Origin of the sequence: Romboutsia weinsteinii (assembly GCF_002250835.2) — a bacterium.
Lineage (GTDB): Bacteria > Bacillota > Clostridia > Peptostreptococcales > Peptostreptococcaceae > Romboutsia_A > Romboutsia_A weinsteinii.
On sequence record NZ_NOJY02000003.1, the window covers coordinates 21,844 to 43,898 of the forward strand.

The 22,055-nt window shown below is 29.8% G+C and carries 13 protein-coding genes and 1 riboswitch; of the genes, 3 read left to right on the top strand and 10 right to left on the bottom strand.

What is annotated here, in order from left to right:
• Positions 1-5: 5 nt before the first annotated feature.
• The 4 genes from CHL78_RS02180 to CHL78_RS02195 form a co-directional block, all read right to left on the bottom strand.
• Positions 6-4,832 carry an Ig-like domain-containing protein gene (locus CHL78_RS02180; RefSeq protein ID WP_158540620.1) on the bottom strand — a complete coding sequence of 1,609 codons (4,827 nt, stop codon included), beginning with the start codon at positions 4,830-4,832 and terminating at the stop codon, positions 6-8.
• A gap of 83 nt (positions 4,833-4,915) precedes the next feature.
• Positions 4,916-5,770 (bottom strand): carbohydrate ABC transporter permease, encoded by an 855-nt coding sequence (locus tag CHL78_RS02185; RefSeq protein WP_094367869.1) that lies wholly within the window; start codon positions 5,768-5,770, stop codon positions 4,916-4,918.
• Entirely contained in the window at positions 5,770-6,648 is an 879-nt protein-coding gene (locus CHL78_RS02190) for a carbohydrate ABC transporter permease (protein WP_094367868.1), read from the bottom strand. The genes CHL78_RS02185 and CHL78_RS02190 overlap by 1 nt, the downstream gene beginning before the upstream one ends.
• Positions 6,649-6,714: 66 nt before the next feature.
• Complete coding sequence (locus CHL78_RS02195) at positions 6,715-8,028, bottom strand: ABC transporter substrate-binding protein (protein ID WP_094367867.1); 1,314 nt, start codon at positions 8,026-8,028, stop codon at positions 6,715-6,717.
• A gap of 210 nt (positions 8,029-8,238) precedes the next feature.
• Between CHL78_RS02195 and CHL78_RS02200 the strand changes: the two genes are divergently transcribed.
• From CHL78_RS02200 to CHL78_RS02210, 3 genes are all read left to right on the top strand, one after another.
• Positions 8,239-10,011 (top strand): sensor histidine kinase, encoded by a 1,773-nt coding sequence (locus CHL78_RS02200; protein ID WP_094367866.1) that lies wholly within the window; start codon positions 8,239-8,241, stop codon positions 10,009-10,011.
• Positions 10,004-11,539 carry a response regulator transcription factor gene (locus tag CHL78_RS02205; protein WP_094367865.1) on the top strand — a complete coding sequence of 512 codons (1,536 nt, stop codon included), beginning with the start codon at positions 10,004-10,006 and terminating at the stop codon, positions 11,537-11,539. Before CHL78_RS02200 ends, CHL78_RS02205 begins: the two co-directional genes overlap by 8 nt.
• Before the next feature lie 117 nt (positions 11,540-11,656).
• Positions 11,657-13,405, top strand: coding sequence for a glycoside hydrolase family 36 protein (locus CHL78_RS02210; protein ID WP_243446353.1), 1,749 nt, complete (start codon positions 11,657-11,659; stop codon positions 13,403-13,405).
• 84 nt (positions 13,406-13,489) lie between these two features.
• Here the strand turns inward: CHL78_RS02210 and CHL78_RS02215 are convergent, their stop codons facing one another.
• The 6 genes from CHL78_RS02215 to aspS all read right to left on the bottom strand — a co-directional run bounded on the left by CHL78_RS02215 (position 13,490) and on the right by aspS (position 22,055).
• Positions 13,490-14,854, bottom strand: coding sequence for an amidohydrolase (locus CHL78_RS02215; protein ID WP_094367864.1), 1,365 nt, complete (start codon positions 14,852-14,854; stop codon positions 13,490-13,492).
• A 28-nt stretch (positions 14,855-14,882) separates the two neighbouring features.
• Positions 14,883-16,211 carry an NCS2 family permease gene (locus CHL78_RS02220; RefSeq protein WP_094367863.1) on the bottom strand — a complete coding sequence of 443 codons (1,329 nt, stop codon included), beginning with the start codon at positions 16,209-16,211 and terminating at the stop codon, positions 14,883-14,885.
• A gap of 143 nt (positions 16,212-16,354) precedes the next feature.
• Positions 16,355-16,455, bottom strand: a riboswitch (purine riboswitch).
• A gap of 122 nt (positions 16,456-16,577) precedes the next feature.
• Positions 16,578-17,252 (bottom strand): ABC transporter ATP-binding protein, encoded by a 675-nt coding sequence (locus CHL78_RS02225; protein ID WP_094367862.1) that lies wholly within the window; start codon positions 17,250-17,252, stop codon positions 16,578-16,580.
• Between the two features lies 1 nt (position 17,253).
• Positions 17,254-18,879, bottom strand: a complete 1,626-nt coding sequence (locus tag CHL78_RS02230; protein ID WP_094367861.1) for an ABC transporter permease — start codon at positions 18,877-18,879, stop codon at positions 17,254-17,256.
• A gap of 124 nt (positions 18,880-19,003) precedes the next feature.
• Positions 19,004-20,050, bottom strand: a complete 1,047-nt coding sequence (locus tag CHL78_RS02235; protein ID WP_094367860.1) for a Fe(3+) ABC transporter substrate-binding protein — start codon at positions 20,048-20,050, stop codon at positions 19,004-19,006.
• A gap of 214 nt (positions 20,051-20,264) precedes the next feature.
• Entirely contained in the window at positions 20,265-22,055 is a 1,791-nt protein-coding gene (aspS, locus tag CHL78_RS02240) for an aspartate--tRNA ligase (RefSeq protein ID WP_116041179.1), read from the bottom strand.

Genomic DNA, 22,055 nt, shown 5'->3' on the forward strand with positions numbered 1-22,055 from the left:
AAATTTTACTTCTTATTAATTTTATCAAGATTATCCATTGCATTTTTTAATGATTCTACTATTTTCACTACTTCGTCGTCAGTAATATCATCATTATTTAATGCTTCTTTTGCTTTTTCTAATTCAGCTTTAAGTACTATCCAACTCTCTTCTGTATATTTATCTTCTTTTAGTTTTTCTGATTTATCTATTAACTTTTGCAGATCCTTTTTAACCCCTTTATTTGGTGTTATACTTAAGTCTGAGTAAGATTTTGTTAACTCTTCATAAGTATCATTGACTACCTCTTGACTTACATTATCATCACTCAATACCTCTTTTGCTTTTTCCAATGTTTTTACAAGATTTATCCATGTACTATTTATATAGTCATCTTGGTTTAGCTCTGATAATTTTTCTTCTATTGATTTTACTAAAGTTTCTAGATTCGATTTATCTACTGGCTCTTCATATTCTTGAACATCTATCTTATCTAGTATGACATTTGTTCCTGATTCATTGTAGAATCTTATTGTATTAGCACCCTCTAAAAGTGGAAGCTTAATTTCAATATTTCCAAGTCCTGAAGTTTTAGGAAGTATTACTTTATTTACTTCTCCAGCATTTATTGTATAACTTAACTCTACGTCTTGAGAGCTATTATATTGTAATGAAGTTGTATATTCTACACTTACTTTACTATCAATTGATATATCTACTGAGTTAGCCTTTCCTCCTGAAATACTAGTTACCCATCTTCCATTTGAAGCTGAATTATTATTTTCAATTTTTGCTAACCCACTAAATTTATTCAGGTAAGATTCAAATTCTATTGTTTTATCATCCATATCTATTGCATTACCTTCTAATATAACTCCTGCAACACCATTTGATCCTATAGAATCTACCTCAACTACTACTAATCCATCTTCAGTTACTGTTACTTCTTTTACTATTGGCTCTATATTAATAGTTGAATCAGTTGTCATAGAATATACTTTTGCTGTTACTTTTTCACCTTTTTGATACGGTACATTATTCATATTTATAACTACATTTCCATATTCATTAGATGAATAATTTGTTAAAAATGCTACTGGTTTTCCGTTAGCATTTATAGCTCCTATACCATCACTTATTTTACTACCTGAAACATCTGTTGATTTTACTTTGAAATCTCCATTACCTAGTTCTAACTTTTTAGATAGTAAGTTCCAAGTTTTTGTAAATGTTGCTAATGTCGGATTTCCATTATTCCAAGCATATACACCTTTTCCTCTTTCTATCCAACCTGAGCTTGCTTCATAATCATCCATTGGTACATCACTTGGATAACATGTGTAGTATCCTCCACCATCATAACCATCCAGCATCATATCTATCATTAGTCTACCATGATATGACATACTCTTTGCTCCAGTATGATATTCATGTGGTTGTCCTGTACTTGCATTATATTCATTTAAGAATATTGGCAGATCTTTACCTGTTTTTTGTCTTAACCAATACTTAAAGTTTCTACTGTTAGCTCCCTCATTTGATGTACTTTGATTTGCTGGTCTTTCTCCATATTTGTGAATCGATACAAATTCAACTCTCTCTTGCCATTCTTTGCTGTATTCACTCGAGAATAAAGTTCCTAAAACTCCATAGTCACCACCCCAACTATCATCAGCACCTCCACCTAATTTCATAGATGGTTTTTTTCCTTCTAGTTCATATATAGCATCAATTGCTTGATACATTGTATCTGATGCTATTAAGTTTACTTTATTACTATTTGGATATAATGTTCCATCTGGTCTTCTTTGTTCTCCACCTTTTGGTACATACCAATGTGGCTCATTTAAAAATTCATAGTAATCTGCATATGGCTTAACCATTTTGTATACTTTTTGAATTATATCTCTAAATATTTCCCAGTCCTTTGGAGCACTATTACACGCCTTTTCAGTATGAGGAGCTCCTGGTAATGGATAACCAGATGCTAGCCATTCTGGTATTTGGAATGTCATAACCATAACTTCAAAGTCCATTTCATCAGCTTTTTTTACCCAGTTCATAAGTCTTTCAGTATTCCAATTTTCTGGGTTTGACATACCATTTAGATATTGTCCTGTCTCTGCAAAGTGATCCATATCATCTCTATATCCTTCTACAGAAAACTGTCTTTTTTCTCCATCTGGTCCTGTTACATAATAGTAATCAGCTTCTACATAGTTTGGCTGACCTGGTTGAATATCAGAGTTTGATGCCCAATTTGTATTTGGAGTTTTTGTCCATATAGGAAGTATTTCTTGCAGACGAGCATCCGCTCTCATAAACTTTACTCCCATATCATCCCTTAACATCTCCCAAACTTTCGAGTGATCTCCTATATCATTATCTTCCTTATTTAAACTTGGATAATGAGTTACTCCAAATATTCCTGGTGAACCATTTGCTATTGTACTAGAATAATCTATATTTATAGTTCCTGATAATTCTGGCTTAGTAACTGTTATTGAACAAGTTGCTTCATATCCACCATCTTCAGCTATTGCAATTATAATAGCACTTCCACTTTCTCCAATAACTTTAATATTAGCTTCATTATTATTACTGTTCTCTATTCTAACAAGGTCTGGATTAGATGTCTTCCAAGTTATATTTTTATTCTCTGCATCTTCTGGTAAAACTTTTGCAGATATCTTAGCTGTTTGATTTTGCTTTAATGTAGTTGTTTTTGGAGTTACAGAAATTCCTGAAACTGCATTTTCAACTACTATTTTAAATGTATTATTTATATCTGTATTTCCTACTATATTAGCTGTAATTTCAGCTTCTCCTACAGCTAATGGAGTTAACAAACCTTGATTATTTACTGTTACGACTTTTTCATTATTTGATGTATATTCAAGATTATAAGAACTAGATACATTATCTGGGAATATTCTCCCATCAACTTTAAAATCTTTTCGTGCTAATGGAAGTATATATTTTTTACTACTTCCTTCTCCCGTTGATGGAAGTGTATTTAAATTTTGGAATCCTATTGATAATTTTACATCTTTTGCTACTAATACTAATTTATCAGGTCTTAATTCTCCTGATTCTGTATATACTTTTATATTATTTTCATTGCCTGCTTTTAAATCTATATCAAAATCTACAGAATTTGATATAGTAGCACTACTTCCATTAACACTTATTGGATCTTCTCCATTTACAGATACCTTTATGGATGAGTTTTTAGAACCTGTATATAGTTTAGCTGTATATTTCCCTGCACCATCAGCTGCTATTTTGTTTAAAGTAACAAAATTATTTGCTCCACCAAAGTTCTTTACAACTCTATTAAAAGAAGCTCCACTTTGCCATGTAATTTCAGTATCTCCACCAAAATGATTATCTTGGCTTTCAAATTCATAAATAGTTTGTGCCGGTAATTTTTTGTTAGTTCCACCTTTAACTATTACACCTGTTGCTCCACCTGCTGGAATCGAAGGAATTGTAGCATTTATCATTCCATTAACAACATTCGCTGATACTTTTGCATATGCTGTATCTGTTGAAATTCCCTCTTTTGCAACATAACATTCTAACTCAACCTTACCATCTTCATATGGTACATTTTTTAGTTCTATATTAACATCCGTCTTTTCATTTCCAAAGTTGCTTGCTAAAATTATAGATTCATTTTTACTATTTATCATTGCAATAGAATCATCAACTATCCAATTACTTCCCATATCTGTTGAAACTACCTTAAATTCCCCACTACCTAAGCCAAGCTTATTTGAAAGTAAATTCCAAGATTTTGTAAATGGATTTAATGTAACATTATCTCCATCAACAGTATATGAGTAACTTGCAGGAGAGTTTTTAGATGATGTTGTACTATTAAAAAGTACCATATCCCACCCATCTCTCATTGCTTTAAATAAGGCGTTAGCTTGTTGCTTTATTCCGCTATTTCCTGTTACATTATTATCCGGAGTATTAGCACCTTTTGATACTGTTGTCCATCCTGTCATAAATAAAGGAATATCTGCATTATTTGACCATTTACGAATCTTCTTCCTGCCTTCTTTAAGCTCTCCAAAATAGTCAGATGCATAATTATTAACATCTACATTGTATGCTCTTAAAGATATAAACTGTAAAAGACTTTTATCCGATTCACTATTATATTTAGTTACTAAATCTTGTATTTTACCTAAGTTGATGTCATTTACCCCTGATAGAGTATATCCTGGACCACCAATAGTATAATTAGACCCTAAGCTTCTAATAGCCTTTGCTGTTGTATAATAAACTTCAACAAAATCTGATGAGCTCAATGATTCATCTGGTGATATTTCAACAAACTTGATTATATCTTTATATTCAATAGCATCATTTAAGAATTCTTTAATCATTGATACATACTTAGTTTCATCATCATATTTTTTATCATTATTACTGTCTAACCATGATGGCAAGTTCACAAACTCTAACATAATATCCATGCCAGCTCCCCTAGCTCTTGTAAACTGACCTGATGCAACATGTAGATATTCTTCTTTAACATTTGTATCTACTTGTCCATCTTTATTTGGGTAAAGTTTTGATAAATCAACTGGTATTTTAACTAATTTAACTCCCATTTTACTATTCATCAAAGACCATGCTGAAGCTTCATCAGATGAAGGTATTCCCGAACCACCAAATATATATTTACTTCCAGTTCCTATATTAGTATTATAGTCCACAGTAATCTGTGGACTTTTTGCACTTTTAGGAGCAGCACTTGCATCTCCCATCATAGATGCTACCATTCCTATTGCTAGCATTGAAGACACTACTTTTTTTAAGGACTTTTTTACTCTCACTATAATCATCTCCCCAATTTCATATATATTTGAGCAACGTATGTAGCCTAATACATGAAATTTTTATCTTTAGTTATATAGTTTTACTTAACTGATCCAGCAATCATTCCATCTATTATATATTTTTGAGCAAATAAATAAATTATTAATATAGGCAGTATAGTTAATATAATAAATGCACAAACATAGTTCCATTTATATGTCATATATCCTACAAAATTATAAATCCCCATAGGAAGTGTATTTTTTGCACCATCAGTTATAAAATATAATGATATTTGGAAGTCATTCCAAACACCCATAAAGATTATTATTATATTAGTAAATGTTGCTGGTTTTAGTAGTGGGAATATGATTTTGAAAAACATTTTAATAGGTGAACATCCATCTAACATAGCAGCTTCGTCTAATGATTGTGGAATCCCCTTCATAAAACCTGTATAAAGCATAATACTTAAAGGCAGTTTAACCGAAACATGTATTAAAATTACAGACAAGTAGGTTCCACTAAGACCTAACGCTTTAATTATAGCTACTTCAGGAATTAATGCTATTGGAGCTATAAGACCTAGTATAAAGTAATTACCTGCAAATTTTGTAAGTTTATCATTTCTTCTTGCTATTATAAATGCAGCAAGAGAACCAAATATAACAGTTATAAAAACTGTACTACCTGTTATAAGTACACTATTAAGGAATGCTCTCAATAACTTACCCTCTTTTATAACATAAGGATAATTTTCAAACATAAATTTTTCTGGCATACTTAATCCTACTACAGCTGATTCTGGAACTGTCTTAAATGAATTAAGTAATACTAGATACAATGGTAATAAAACAAGGAATGACATAACAAGGCAAGCTGTATATATTGCAATCTTTGAGATAGATTCTTTATTTTTTAAAATAGGTGTTTTTTTTGTTCTACTTATTTCCATTATATGTCCTCTCCTTTTTTTAATAATTTTAAAAGCGGTGTTATCACGATTACAATTAATACTAATTGTATGACATTTATAGCTGATGCGTATCCCATCGTTCCAGATCTCATAGCATCATAAGATAATTTACTTATAACTTGTGTAGCACCATTTGGACCACCATTAGTCATAGACATTATAATATCAAATACATTAAATCCACCGATTACACATAACGTTATAGTTGTATTAATTGTCGGTCTTAAAAATGGTAGTGTGATTTTAGAAAACCTTTGAAAAGCATTGGCTCCATCAATACGAGCAGCTTCATAAACTTCTTCTGGAATAGATTGTAATCCAGCCAATAATATAGCTACGTTAAATCCTATCCATATCCAAGATTCAACTGCTGCTACTGAATATAAAGCTATATCTGGGTTTCCTAACCAATTAAGTGCTAGTGATTCTAGTCCTACCGAATTAAGAAATTGATTTAGTACACCAGTATCTGGTTGTAATATAAAACTAAATACATAACCTACAACTAAAGTTCCTATTGTACATGGTAAAAAAGATACTGCTCTAAATAAATTTCTTCCTTTAAATTTATTATTTAGTAAAAGTGCTATTGCAAGGCCTAATCCAACTTTAATTATAGTTGTAATTATTGCAAATATTGTTACATTCTTAAGAGCTGGTAAAAAGCTTATTGAAGTAAATAAATCTTTAAAATTTTCAAACCCTATAAATTGCGGATTACTAAAATTATATATATTCCAGTTAGTAAATGAAAATACTATACCTCCTACTAGGGAACCAACATAAAAAATTGTAAATACTATTAGTGCGGGTACAATTAAATAAAGTGGATAATATCGTTTTTGTAATTTTCCCATTCTTTCAATCTCCTTCTAAAAATTTCGCTAGCAAAATTGCTAGCGAAAAATATTTTTTAACTTATTCTATTTTGTAAATCCATCAAGCCCAAGTTGCTTTCCGTTTTTGATTATTTCATCACTCCAAATTTTTGCTGCTTCTTTTGGAGTTTTTTGTCCTAGTAAAACTGAAAGTAATGCACTTTCTGATTCTGCTGGTGGTATTATAACATACGTTTGGTTGTAATGTTTTTGACTCATTCCTTCATCAAAATAAACTTGAGAATCTTTTAATGTAGTACTAATATTTTCATTAGTTATACCATTCCATACAGATGTACAAGCTCTTTTATCTATATCGTATTTAATAGTATCTTCAGAAGACATATAGTTAAGGAAATCTTTTACTTCATCTAAATTCTTAGATTCATTTGAAACATATAATCCACCAGGACCTGCTGCTGCTAAATAACTCTTTCCATCTTCACTTGGTGCTGCAAACATTCCAATTTTACCCTCTGCTGATGGTTCAGTTTTTACATACTCAGGATCTGCCCAGTCTCCCATATACATCATAGCTGCTTGACCTGAACCTATAGCCTTTTGAGCCATTTCATAACTTGCTGTACTTAAATCACTATTTATATATCCTTTATCAACCCATCCCTTTATTCTTTCAAATAAATTTACAAATTCAGGAACTTCATCCCATCTTATCTCATTATTATTTAACTTTTCTAATAATCCAGGATTTTTAGCTAATATATTTGGCCATTCTCCATTTATTATTTGATTTACAGTCCAAGCATCCCCCATTGAAACATACATTGGCGTAATACCTTCAGCCTTCAATTTTGCACATGCTTTTTCAAACTCTTCATAAGTTTTAGGTATTTCTATATTATTTTTTTCAAATACTTCTTTGTTATAAACTATACCAAATGAATTTACTCCTCCTAATGGCATACAATATACCTTACCATCTGTATGAGTAACAAAATCTTTACCTATATCACTTAAATTACTAACCCATGCTTCTGAAGAAAGATCTTCTAAATTTTTCTCATGGTTATATTTAGTAGATTGTGTTCCTGTGTCTCCTATGAACATATCCCACATTCCACCAGAAGTCATTTTTGTAAGCATTAATTGTTCAAATTGATTATCATCAACTGCTTGAATATCAAGTTTATTACCTGTTTTGGCTTCCCACTGTTCTTTATGATAATTCATATTTGTTACTTCTAGCTGAGTTGCCTTCATACCTATCGTAATCGTTTTCCCGTCAGACGTATTCGAGCTTTCTCCATCTTTTTCATTTGTAGAACTACAAGCTACCATTGAGATTGATACTAATCCTGTAGTAAGTAATGCTATGCTGCGTCTTAATAATTTGTTCATATTGATTTCCCCCTTAATCTAATCATTGTCTATAATTTACTTTTTCTATGATTTCTTTAATTTAATTATATAACTATAAATAAATAATAAAAATGTAGTTTTCTATAAATTTTTGATGTATTTTTTTGCATTTATTTAATTATCCTAATTGTTGTGTTAAAATATTGCAGTAAACATTTTCTTGCGACAAATATGTTGGGGGTATTTAATATGAAAAGATCTAAATTTAAATATAAATTAGCTATAAACATTACATTAATTATAAGTACAATAATTTTTTTAAGCTTTTTACTATACGGATATCACACCTCAAAAAATTTGAAGACTAATGAAGTTAATAATTCTAGAATTATACTTGAAAATATTTCAACACAAATAGACCTTCTTTATAATGAAATGGATACCGCTATATCATCATTAGTTTATAATCCTCAGTTAAAAAATTCATTATATACTATAAATAATTCTGATATATCACAAAGTTCACTTGAATTTATACAACAAAAAAAAATAATTGAATCCAATTTGGGCACTGTTTTGTTTTTCCCTAATATCTCTAATATATTTTTATATAATTCTAAAAAAGATTATTTTTATTATTCTGGATACTACTTAAATAATTATAATCACATAAAAAAAACTCTTTCAAATAATACATATATAAATAATTTGAATGATTATTCCTCAAGAGTCATGCTAGGTCCACATATTAGCCCTTGGTCACCAACTCCTACACCTGTAATATCTGTTTATGGTAACTTCACTGATAATTTATTACTCAAAGATTCAATTATCGAAGCACAAATCCCTTACAATGTAGTTGATAATATATGTACTCAAAACTCCTTTGAAAATAATAAAGAGATAATTATCTTTGATAATAATTTTAATGTAGTCTACCCTCTTAAAAAGAATTTCAAATTTATAGATGATAAAAAATTAAATAATATAAAAAAAAATTTAAATAAAAATATATATGAAGACTACAGTAAGACTTACAATTATCTAATGAAAAAATCTGATTCTACTAATTTAAATATTATGTTGGTCTCTAACAATAGCTATATTAATAAACAAAACTTTGATTCTCTAGTTTTAACCTTTATAATCACATTGATAATACTTTGTGCTACGTTAGGAATTTGCTTTTTTATATTTAAAAAACTTCTAGATCCACTTCATGAATTAATTGATTATATTAATTCTGGTAGCAAAACGAAACTCTCTATAAAAGATAACGGAATAGATGAATTTAAAATTATAAATAATTCTTTTAATAACATGTTGGATGAACTTAAAGATTCAATGTCCCTAGCTTATGAATCTCAAATTAAAGAGATGGAGGCTAGTTTTACTGCACTTCAAGCTCAAGTTAATCCACATTTTTTATACAATACTCTAAACTCAATTAGTGCTGCTAGCGATATTTATGGCAGTGAAGTAACTCAAAAGATGTGCCAGGAATTGTCTCTTATGATGAGATATATAACTTCAAAGCATCAGGATACAAAATTAATTAATGAAATAAATCATACTAGAAATTATTTAGAGTTAATGAAAATATCTCATGTTGATGCTTTTGATTATGAAATCAACATTGACATAGAAGCGTACGATTTGATTATACCTAAATTAACTATTCAACCTCTGGTTGAAAATTGTTTTAAACATGCATTTAGTACTTGTACTCCACCATGGCATATTTCAATAAATTGTGAATTAATTGATGGATGTTACAAGGTTACTATTGTTGATAATGGTGTTGGGTTTACTGAAAAAGCTTTAGGAGATTTAAATGATTTTATTAAAAAATATGAGGTTAGTAAATATTTAAACTCTTATAAAGACTTGTCAATTGGTGGACTTGGTATTAAAAATATTTATTCAAGGTTAGCAATTTTTTATGAAGGAAACTTCTCATTTAAAGTCTCCTACGACAATGGATGTAAAATTACAATCGAAAGGATGATTAATATTGATTAAGATAATTATAGCTGAGGATCAACAGCTCATATTAAAAGATTTATGTAACAAAATTTCTAAAATAGATGATGATATTAATATTGTAGCAACAGCAATTAATGGAGCCGATGCATATGAAAAAATTATTGATTTAAGGCCTGATATAGTATTTACGGATATAAATATGCCTATTATGGACGGAATTCAAATGATAGAAAAAGTAAAAAGTAAAAATATTGATACTCGTTTTGTAGTAATTAGTGGTTATAAGGATTTTGAATATGCCAGAGCTGCTATTAAAGTCGGTGTTGACGAATACCTTCTAAAACCAATCTTAATAGAAGACATAAAAAAAATATTAAATAACTTGAAATCAAAAATTTCAATGAAACAAAATGATTATGAACAACACATTATAGATAAATTAATAAACTCAACAGTTACTGATAAGCCTACAATCAACACTAACTTTGATTACAAGTATTATTATGTAATACTATTTGTAGCTGGTCCATACTCAAGTTTTACAATTGATTTTGACACACAATTTACTCAGATTCTAAATAATATAGATTTAATGAATATATCCAAAAATTATCTTGGTATTGATGATAGAATGTTTTTAACTAAAGGTAAAAATAACAATGAAATGGTTGGTATATGGGCAAGTAATCATGATTATTCTAATAATATTAGATTATTCTGTGATGAAGTTATCTCTATATGTAATGAAAAAGATGTATTTTTAACTGTAGGATTAAGTAGACCTATTAAACATATCGATAATATCGGTATCACTAGTCAGATAGTTAGAACTGTATTAAAGAAGAAAATAGTCTTTTCACAATCAAATATTTTAGATTGTTCAAAAAATGATATGTACGTTCATAATCATAGAATTTTTCTTACAGATAATATAGAAAAAAGCATTAAATTTATGGTTCAAAATAATCAAAAAGATAACTTTATTAGTACATGCCTTGATCTTATAAAAACTTTAAAAGAAAATAGTGCAACTCAATTAGAGATTGATAAATGCCTAAAATCATTAAAGGATATTTGTAATACTTATATTCTATCTGAGTACAATATTTCCGATATTGATATTAAAATCGATGAATGTATCTCATCATCTAGCAATTATGATGAACTTTCATCTAATATAAAATTTATTTTCAATGAATTTATAGATGACTATAATAAGAATACTTTAAAAAATAACTCTATGAACGATATTATTCAGTCATCTAAAGAATATATAAAAAGCCATTTTTCTGAAGATATTAATATTAATGATATTGCCAGTTTATTTTCAGTATCTCCTACATACTTTAGTCGCTTATTCAAAAAAGAAGTAGGAATACCGCCTGTTGTTTATCTTACAAGATATAGGTTAGAAAAAGCATGTGAATACTTTGATAATACTGAGTTTACTGTAAAAGAAGTATCTGAGCTTTGTGGATATTCAGATCCATTTTATTTTAGTAAAGCATTTAAATCAATTATAGGTGTTTCACCTAAAACATATAAATCAAAAATTAAAGCCTAGCATATAAAAAACTACATATAAATTAATCAAAAAAACACATTTTAATCCCCCTCAAATTAACTTATTATAAATATTAAAGTTAGATTCATGGTAATACAATATGAGGGGGATATTTATATGAATAAATATAATTTTAAAATAGTTGGAGATACATCAAATATTGATATTGAAAATTTATATAAAGTTAATGATGGTATAGAATATATAACAATTAATTTTAAAGCTAAAAGTAAAACAGTTTTTCCCAAGCTTACATTAATGCTATCAGTACCTGCTATTGATATACATTATAAATGGAATCCTAAAATTCATATGTCAAAAGCATTAAATCTTGATTGGTTTAATAATCTTCATATATGTAATGGTTTTACAGGTGCCCCAGTTGAAACATTAATGACATACAACAATCAAAATAGATTTACATTAGCATTATCTGATACATTAAATACTATAGAATTTAAATCAGTTGTTAGTGAAGAAAATGCAGAATATGAATACCATATAACACTATTTGATAATTGTAATATATTAAGAGATTCTTACTCACTAACATTAAGAATTGATTCAAATAAAGTACCTTACTATGAGTCTCTTGATAAAGTAGCGAAATGGTGGGAAACATTAGATAATAATAAACCAGCATCAGTACCAGATCTTGCACGAAAGGCAATGTATTCATCTTGGTATAGCTTCCATCAACTTCTTGATGAAGAGAAAATATTGAATCAATGCCGACTTTCTAAAGAACTTGGTTGTGAGTCTATAATTATAGATGATGGTTGGCAAACAGATGATAATAATCGTGGATATGCTTACTGTGGTGATTGGAATGTAGCAAAATCTAAAATAAAAAATATGAAAAAATTTATTGATAATGTTCATAATGAAGATATGAAAATATTATTCTGGTACAGTGTTCCTTTTATAGGTAAGAAATCAGGTGCATTTGATAGATTCAAAGATATGCTTATAGATCCAGAAAATGATAGAGAATGGCATGTATTTGACCCTAGATTCCCTGAAGTTCGTGAATACATTATATGTATTTATGAAAGAGCTTTAAAAGAATGGGATTTAGATGGATTTAAGCTAGACTTCGTTGATGAATTTGTTGTTACTCCCTTTAGTGGTAATCCAAATGATCAAAGACGTGATTATGAATCTGTTGCAGATGCTTCAGATAGATTATTAAAAGACTGTATAAGTAGGCTAAAAGCATTAAAGCCAGATATTATGCTTGAATTTAGACAAACATATAACGGTCCAATGATGAGAACTTATGGAAATATATTTAGAGCTGTTGACTGTCCTTTAGATGATTTAGAAAACCGTATAAGAATCTGTGATATAAGACTACTTGCTGGAGATTCTGCTGTTCATTCGGATATGATAATGTGGAATACTAAAGATTCTTTAGAAAGTGCAGCATTACAATTTGTAAATATATTATTTAGTGTTCCTCAAATTTCAATGCTAATAGATGAACTTCCAAAAAATCAATACAATATGCTTAAGTTCTATTGTGATTTGTGGAATAAATATAGAGACTCATTCATAAATGGTAAATTTATTCCGCTAAACCCTCACTGTAGATATAACGTACTAGCTGGTTATAGTAATGATACTTTTGTATGTACTTACCATAGTAATGAAGTAATAAATATAGATAAAATATACAATAATATGGTTTTTGTAAATGGAACTTATAACTCAACCCTTCACCTAAACATTAATACAAACTATATAAATAAACATCTAGTTGTATATAATTGTGAGGGAAATATTGTATTTAAAGAAGATATTATTTTACATAACGGATATAATATGTTTGAAATTCCTCCTTGTGGTGTTGCTGAATTCAAGTAAACTAGTTTAAATTATATTAAATAAAAATAACCGAGTTCTATATTTTATAAATTAGAATTCGGTTACTTTTTATCTTAAAGTATATTATTTTATAATTTTAAACTTTGAAGGTAAGTCAATATTAGCCTTCTCTTTTATCTTAGCGGCTTGTACTTTAACCTTCTCAAGTAATTCCTTTTCATCTAAAACAACTATTTCTCTTTCCTTCATTAACCATTTACCATCACATATAGTAGACTCAACATTTTCGCTAGTCATTGAGTAAACTATATTTCCAATAGGGTTATGCATAGGTAAAGAATGTATGTTGTTTCCATTTAATATTATCATATCTGCTTTCTTACCTACTTCTAGGCTTCCGATCTTATCTTCCATAAGTGCACACTTAGCACCATTTAAAGTAGCCATCTCAAGAATCTGTTCTGCAAATACTACCTCAGGATTTAAAGTTCTTCCCTTATGAATAAGAGATGTTAAGTACATATCTCTCATCATATCCATTCTGTTATTTGAAGGTGCACCATCAGTACCAATAGAAACAGGTATACCCTTGTGTAGCATCTCTGGAATAGATGCAAATCCTAATACAACCTTCATAGCAGCAGCTGGATTGTGAGAAACTTTAACATCATTTAATCTGAATAAATCAAGTTCTCTGTTAGTTAACCAAACAGTATGAACAGCAAGTAGGTTAGGCCCTAATACTCCAAGCTCATTTAAGTGCTCAACAGTACCAAATCCTTTACGAGTCTTAGCAAAATCAATTTCATCAGCTATTTCAGCTATATGCATATGAATACCCGTATTGTATTTGTCAGCAAGTTCTTTAGTTTTTACTATTAGTTCATCTGAGTTGTTAAATATAGTTCTTAATCCAAACCATATTTTAACTCTCTCATTGCTAGTATTATTAAACTTCTCGAATAATTCAACTTGAGTGTTTAATTCTTCTTCACAAGTTTTTTGCCAAGCTTTTGGAAGTCCATCACCATTATCCATAACAGACTTAGCAAGACATCCTCTTATTCCTGTTTTATCAACAGCTTCAACCATAGCATCCACATATTGGCCACCTGATTCTAAGAATGTTGTAACCCCTGATTTTATCATCTCTATACAACAAGCAGTTGAAGAAATTAATGAATCTTCATAGTTAAAGCTACTCTCATATGGCCATACTCTATCTCTTAACCAAGTAAGTAGATTAACATCATCAGCAATACCACGACCTAATTGTTGTGATAGATGAACATGAGTATTTACAAATCCTGGCATTAATATTTTTCCACAAGCATCGTAAATCTCAGCATCATTATTTACTATAGATTCATCCACATGACCCACAGATTTTATTATATTATCTTCAATAAGTACACTACCATTTTCGTATACTTCTCTATCTTTATTCATAGTTATTAAATAACAATTTTTTATATATAATTGACTCATATCAATGTTTCCCCTCTTTTATATTTTCTTAGCTAAGCATAAGATTTATAACTGATAATGCACCTATTATCCAAAGTGTAACACTTATTTTATTTGTTTCTTTAGCAGCGATATGCATCACTATGTAAGAAATAAATCCAAAACATAATCCAATACTGATGCTATAAGTAAGAGGCATTAATAATATAGTAACAAATGCAGAAACAGCTACCTTACTATCATTAAAATCTATTTGTCTAATACTTGAGAACATGAATACACCAACTAAAACAAGTGCAGGTGAAGCTGCATATCCTGGAACAACACCTAAAAGCGGAGTAAATAATAATGTAACTAAGAATAATCCTGCAGTAACTACAGAAGCAAGTCCCGTTCTAGCTCCGGCAGCTATTCCTGCAGCAGATTCTCCAAAAGTGGTAACTGTACTTGTTCCAAGTAAAGCACCTATTAATGTAGATGTACAGTCAGCATATAACATTCTTGATAATCCTTTTATATTTCCATCCTTATCTTCTAATCCCATTTGCTTACAACAGCTTATTAAGAAAGCTAATGAGTCAAACATATCTATAAACATGAATGAGAATATCGGTCCTATTAAAGATAACTTAAGAGCACCTATTATATCAAGTTTAAAAGCAACAGGAGCTATGCTTGGTGGTGCAGATATTATTGCTGATGGAAGCTCTACATATCCTAAAGCTATAGATATAACAGTAGTAATTATTATACTTATTAGTATACCACCCTTTACTTTCTTAACTTCAAATATTCCCATAAGTAAAAGTCCTAATAAAGCTATTAAAACAGTTGGTGTGAAATCACCTAAAGCAACTAAAGTAGATTCATTTGCAACTATAACTCCCATTCCTTTAAGTCCAACAAAAGAAAGGAAAAGCCCAATACCAGCAGCTGATGCAACGCTCAGTTCTTTTGGTATAGCTTCAGCTATATATTTACGAACGCCAGTTACTGCTAAAATTAAAAATATCATTCCTGAAATAAATACAACTCCAAGTGCTTGAGTCCAGTGTATACCTTCTCCCATAACAAGTGAGTATGTGAAAAATGCATTTAACCCCATACCAGGAGCAAGTGCAAAAGGAGCATTTGCAACGAAAGCAAATATTAATGTTCCAATGGCTGTAGCTAAAATAGTAACAGTTATAAGTGCAGCTTTGTCCATACCAGCATCTGCTAAAATAGCTGGGTTAACAAATACAATATAAGCCATTGTTAAAAACGTTGTAACTCCCCCTATTATTTCAGTTTTTGCATTAGAACCACGTTCTGTATACTTAAATATCTTATCTAAAAAAGATAAAGAAGAATTAATCTGTTCTTTCTGTGCTATCATTTTCTACCTCCTAAAATTCGGTTTGATCATGCCGCCAATGTCTATCTGGCAGGCTCACATACCGTTGCTTAAAATTCATAAAAAAAGATATACATTCTACTAGAATAGAACGTATATCTTAGAGATAGAAAATAGATTATCTTAAAGTATTCGTAACTATTCATAGCAAACTCATTTACGGCGAGTTCGTAGAGACTGATGGACCATATTACCATGATATATGAATGTCTTATCTTAATTGTATTGATATTATATTATATAATCTATATTTTTTCAAGAAATTCCGACAAAATATTCGTTTTTTCTCTGTTGAATAAAAAACTCCATAACCCATTATCAATCTATATATGGAATTACGTTATTCTTTTAGATAATATCTTCAATATCTCCTACCTTTATAATCTCACCTTTTTCAAGTACTACTACCTTATCTGCTAAAGCCTTAGCATCCTCCTTGTCATGAGTTACAAATATAGATGTTATATTCGCCTTTTGTATTATCTCTTTAAGCTCCGTTCTTATTTTACTTTGTAAATTTGCATCTAAATTACTAAATGGTTCATCTAAAAGTAATATTGATGGACTTGGAGCAATGGCCCTAGCTATTGCTATTCTTTGTTGTTGTCCACCACTTAATTCATGTGGGTATTTATCTTTATATTCTTCTAGGTTTACAAGCCTTAGCATTTCAAGCATCTTTTTTTCTCTTTGAGTTTTATCCATTTTCTTTAACCCAAACATTATATTCTTAGAAACATTCATATGAGGAAATAATGCATAATCTTGAAAAACCATACCAATACCTCTTTTTTCAGGCTCTATAGATATATTTTCATCATATACTACACTTTCACTTATTGTAATCTTTCCCTTATATGCATCTTCAAGACCTGCTATTATTCTTAACATGGTACTTTTTCCACTACCACTTTCTCCTAAGATACTTACTATTTCACCTTTTTCTATTTCTAAATTGAAGTCCTTTATATTATCTTCTTTTGAATTTTTATATTTAAAGTATAAATTATTTATTTTAAGCATTCTAATTCTCCTTGTCTACTACTTTGTAAAGTACAAATATGGTAATAAAACTTAGTAATATTATTATTAAAGATGGTATCGATGCTTCTACAATCATCTCATCATTTGCATACTCAAATACTTTGGTTGATAAAGTATGGAAGTTAAATGGTCTAAGTAGAAGAGCTAAAGGAAGTTCCTTTACTATATCTACAAATACTAATGAAAATGATGCTAATATTGCAGGTTTTATCATAGGTAAATCTACCAAGAAAAATGTTTTTGTTTTTGAGTATCCTAATGTTCTTGATGCTTCATAAAACTTTTTACCTGTTTTTTCAAATCCACCTTCTATGCTTTGGTATCCTACTGCTAGGAATCTAACTAGGTATGCAAATATTAGCATAACCAAACTCATACTTAAAACTAAGGTTGGAGAATTTGGATCAAACATCTTATATAACCAACTTAAACTTTTATCTACATCTACGAAAAATATTACCATTGTTATTGCAATAACAGCACCTGGTATAGAGTAACCTACTAGGGTTATCTTTGAATATAACTTAGAAAGTAAATTGTCATTTATTCTTGTATAGTTTGCTATTATTATAGACATTATCACTATTAATACACTTGATACAACAGCTACCCATAAAGAGTTATACATTAATATAAAGAAGTCCGAGTTTAACACTTTTGAATAACTCATTATTGCCCAACTTATAAGTTGTAATGTTGGTATTATAAATCCTAGAGATAGTATTGCTCCACAGTATAAAAAAGCTAAAGTTCCATAAAGTTTATTGAGTTTTTTTCTACTTAAAGGTCTTATTTTAGTATTAGTAGCACTATATTTCTTTCTTCCTCTTAAGAATTTTTCTCCATTCATAACAACAAATACTGCTAATAATAATATTGCCGCAAGTCTTATTGCTGAGTTTACATCACTCATGCTAAACCAACTTTTAAATATGGCTGTTGAAAATGTTTGTATACCAAAATATGATACTACTCCATAATCACTTAATACTTCAAGTATTACTAATGTTACACCTGAAACTATTACTATTCTACTTATTGGAATTACTACTCTAAAAAATACTCCTAAAGAATTTTCTCCAAGTAATCTTGCATTTTCTATTAATGATGCAGATTGCTTTTCTAAATATGATCTAACTACAATATATACATACGGTAGTAAAAATATTGTGAATATAAATATAGCACCTGGAACACTCATTATGTCAAAGTACTTTTGACTAACTTCTAATTCTAAATTATTTCTTAGAAATGTCTGTATAGATCCTGTATAGCTAAGCATTCCTGCATATGTATATGCTGCTATATACGGTGGTATTGAAAGTGGTAATATCAATGCCCATCTAAAGAATCTTCTCATTGGGAATTCATATGCTGAAGTTAACCATGCAAGGCTTGTACCTAATATCATAGTTAAAATCCCTGTAAATATACATATAATTATCGTATTTACAATATAGTCTTTTAATAAAAATTCTTTTATATGATACCAGTTTTCATTTGGTTCACCAAATAAATACGAAATTACATTAATATTTGGTATAACTATCATAAGTATAAAAATTGTACTTAGTATAGCCCAACCATTAAATTTTATTTTTTTCATCTTAAACCTCTCTAAATTTAAAATTATGCCTTATATATTAAATACATTATTTAATATATACCCTGTATAGATAAAATTAAAGCAGCCTTAAATAAGACTGCTTTAACTTTATAATATATTTATATTATTTCCAGCCTACTTCATTAAATATTTCGACTGCCTTTTTGTTGTATTCTCCGATTTTAGTAATATCTATATCTTGAGGTTTAAATTCGCCCCAACTCTTTAATAATTCACTTGCCTCTACTGAAGGATTTACTGGGTACTCATAGTTAGCTTCTGTCATAGCTTTTTGAGCATATTCATCAGTCATAAACTCTATAAACTTAACTGCATTGTCTTTGTTCTTAGAGTGTTTACTAATTACTGCTCCACTTACATTTACATGAGTATTTTCTGGGAAGAATACTCCTACTTTTTCTGCCGCTTTTACTTCCTCAGCATCTTCTGAGTTTAACATTCTACCTACATAGTATGTATTAACTATTGCAAGTTTTCCTTCTCCAGCTGCTATAGCTTTAACTTGGTCTCTATCATTTCCTTCTGGTTGTCTAGCCATATTATTTACGATTCCTTGAGCCCAATTTTTAGCTCCTTCTTCACCATTTGATTCTATGAATGATGCTAATAATGATTGATTATAACTAGATTCTGATGATCTTGATAATATAGATCCTTTCCACTTATCACTTGTTAAATCTTCATATGTAGATAATTGTTCAGGGTTTACTGCTTCCTTATCATATGCAACTATTCTAGCTCTTGTTGTAAATCCAACCCACTCATTATTTTCGCCTCTTAAGTTTTCAGGTACATTTTTATTTACCACTTTTGATTCTACGGGTTGTACTAAGCCCGCTTCTATTGCTTGGTAAAGATTTGCTATATCTGCTGTTGCAAATAGGTCTGCTTGAGTGTCTTCACCTTCTCTTTTTAGTCTTTCAAGTAGTTCAGGTGCCTTACCTTCTACAACATTTACCTTTATACCTGTCTCTTCTTCAAACTTCTTGTATAATTCTTTATCTACATCGTAATGTCTTGCTGAATATATATTTACAACTTTATCCGTATCTGATGAAGATGTGTCAACCTTTGGAGCACATCCTGTTACTATTCCTAGCGAAAGGACAGCTACTCCTAATGATGCTATTATTTTTTTATTTAATGCCATTTTAATCAATCCTCCTCGAATTAGTAATATTTATTAGTTAAAACTGATAATTCTTATCACTTAAGTATCTTTATTGTATAATATTTATTATTTCATGTCAATTATTAATATATCATTATTTTTCAAAAAAAGGATACATCAAAGTTATATTTTATAACTTCAATGTATCCTAGGTATTATATATATCTATAGCCTATTTTGGAATAGTTATTTACTATTCTTTATCAGCTAAATCAACCTTTATACTTAACTCTTCAAGTTGAGCATCATCAGCTACAGCTGGAGCATTAGTCATAGGACATACTGCACTTTGATTTTTAGGGAATGCTATAACATCTTTGATGTTGTTAGTTCCTGTAAGTATCATTGTAAGTCTATCAAGACCGAAAGCTATACCTGCATGAGGAGGAGTTCCGTACTTGAAAGCATCTAATAAGAATCCAAACTTCTCTTGTGACTCTTCTTCAGACATTCCTAAAGCACTGAACATTTTTCTTTGAACGTCAGCGTTAAATATTCTAACACTTCCTCCACCTACTTCATATCCATTGATTACTATATCGTAAGCCTTAGCTCTTAAAGAAGCCTTATCGTCTCCATCAAGTCTTTCTAGGTCTTCATCAAGTGGTGAAGTGAATGGGTGATGCTTAGCTATCATTCTTCCTGTTTCTTCATCTTCTTCAAATAGTGGGAACTCAGTTACCCATAACATCTTGTATTCACTGTTATTTAATAAGTCAAGTCTTCTAGCAACTTCAAGTCTAACTTGTCCTAATGCATCAAATACTACAGAGTTCTTATCAGCAACAAATAGTAATAAGTCTCCTTCTTTAGCATTCATTCTATCTAATATTGCTGTCATTTCTTCTTCAGTGAAGAACTTAGCTATTGGAGAAGTTACTTCTCTATTAGCTCCTATTCTCATCCAAGCAAGACCTTTAGCCTTGTAAGTCTTAGCATGGTCTTCTATTTTAGATAATTGCTTCTTAGAGATTGCATCAGATTTACCTTCAATATTTATACCTCTAACACTCATACCATCTTTAGTAGCGTTGGCAAATACACCAAACCCACAATTAGCAACTATATCTGATATATTTGTAAGCTCGTAACCAAATCTAGTATCTGGCTTGTCACTTCCGTATCTTTCCATAGCTTCAGCGTATGGCATAACTGGTAGTGGAAGAGTTACATCTACGTCTAATATTTCTTTAAACATAACTTGTACCATTTTTTCCATTATAGACATAACATCTTCTTGCTCAACAAAACTCATTTCACAGTCTATTTGAGTGAACTCAGGTTGTCTATCAGCTCTTAAGTCTTCATCTCTAAAACACTTAACTATTTGGAAGTATCTATCCATACCACTTACCATTAATAATTGCTTAAATAATTGAGGAGATTGTGGTAAAGCGTAGAATTTACCTTCGTTAACTCTACTTGGTACTAAGTAATCTCTTGCTCCTTCTGGAGTTGGCTTTATTAAGAATGGAGTCTCTATTTCAAAGAAGTTGTTTGAGCTTAAGTAATTTCTTACAATGTTTGCTACTCTACTTCTTATCATTAACTTATTTTGCATAGATGGCTTTCTTAAGTCTAAGTATCTATACTTTAATCTTAATTCTTCAGAAACATTGTCGTCATCCTTTATATAGATTGGAGGAGTTTCTGATTTGTTTAATATTTTTAATTCAGTTGCAACTATTTCTATATCTCCAGTTGGCATGTTAGGGTTTTTAGAAGATCTTTCACTTACTTTACCAGTAACTGCTATAACAAATTCTGATCCTAATTTTTCAGCTTTAGCAAAAGCTTCTGCATTTACATCAGTATCAAATATTATTTGGCATATTCCACTTCTATCTCTTAAGTCAACGAATACTAATCCACCTAAGTTTCTTTTCTTTTGTACCCATCCCATAAGTACAACTTCTTCGCCTATGTTTTTGTCTCTAAGATCACCACAATAGTGAGTTCTTTTTAGTCCATTTAAAGTTTCCAT

Excerpts from the sequence above, each read along its gene's own strand:
- CHL78_RS02210 (WP_243446353.1), top strand. The coding sequence starts at position 11,657 with ATGAATAAATATAATTTTAAAATAGTTGGAGATACATCAAATATTGAT.
- CHL78_RS02235 (WP_094367860.1), bottom strand. The coding sequence starts at position 20,050 with ATGGCATTAAATAAAAAAATAATAGCATCATTAGGAGTAGCTGTCCTT.
- CHL78_RS02220 (WP_094367863.1), bottom strand. The coding sequence starts at position 16,211 with ATGATAGCACAGAAAGAACAGATTAATTCTTCTTTATCTTTTTTAGAT.
- CHL78_RS02200 (WP_094367866.1), top strand. The coding sequence starts at position 8,239 with ATGAAAAGATCTAAATTTAAATATAAATTAGCTATAAACATTACATTA.
- CHL78_RS02215 (WP_094367864.1), bottom strand. The coding sequence starts at position 14,854 with ATGAGTCAATTATATATAAAAAATTGTTATTTAATAACTATGAATAAA.
- CHL78_RS02230 (WP_094367861.1), bottom strand. The coding sequence starts at position 18,879 with ATGAAAAAAATAAAATTTAATGGTTGGGCTATACTAAGTACAATTTTT.
- CHL78_RS02190 (WP_094367868.1), bottom strand. The coding sequence starts at position 6,648 with ATGGGAAAATTACAAAAACGATATTATCCACTTTATTTAATTGTACCC.
- aspS (WP_116041179.1), bottom strand. The coding sequence starts at position 22,055 with ATGGAAACTTTAAATGGACTAAAAAGAACTCACTATTGTGGTGATCTT.
- CHL78_RS02225 (WP_094367862.1), bottom strand. The coding sequence starts at position 17,252 with ATGCTTAAAATAAATAATTTATACTTTAAATATAAAAATTCAAAAGAA.
- CHL78_RS02195 (WP_094367867.1), bottom strand. The coding sequence starts at position 8,028 with ATGAACAAATTATTAAGACGCAGCATAGCATTACTTACTACAGGATTA.
- CHL78_RS02185 (WP_094367869.1), bottom strand. The coding sequence starts at position 5,770 with ATGGAAATAAGTAGAACAAAAAAAACACCTATTTTAAAAAATAAAGAA.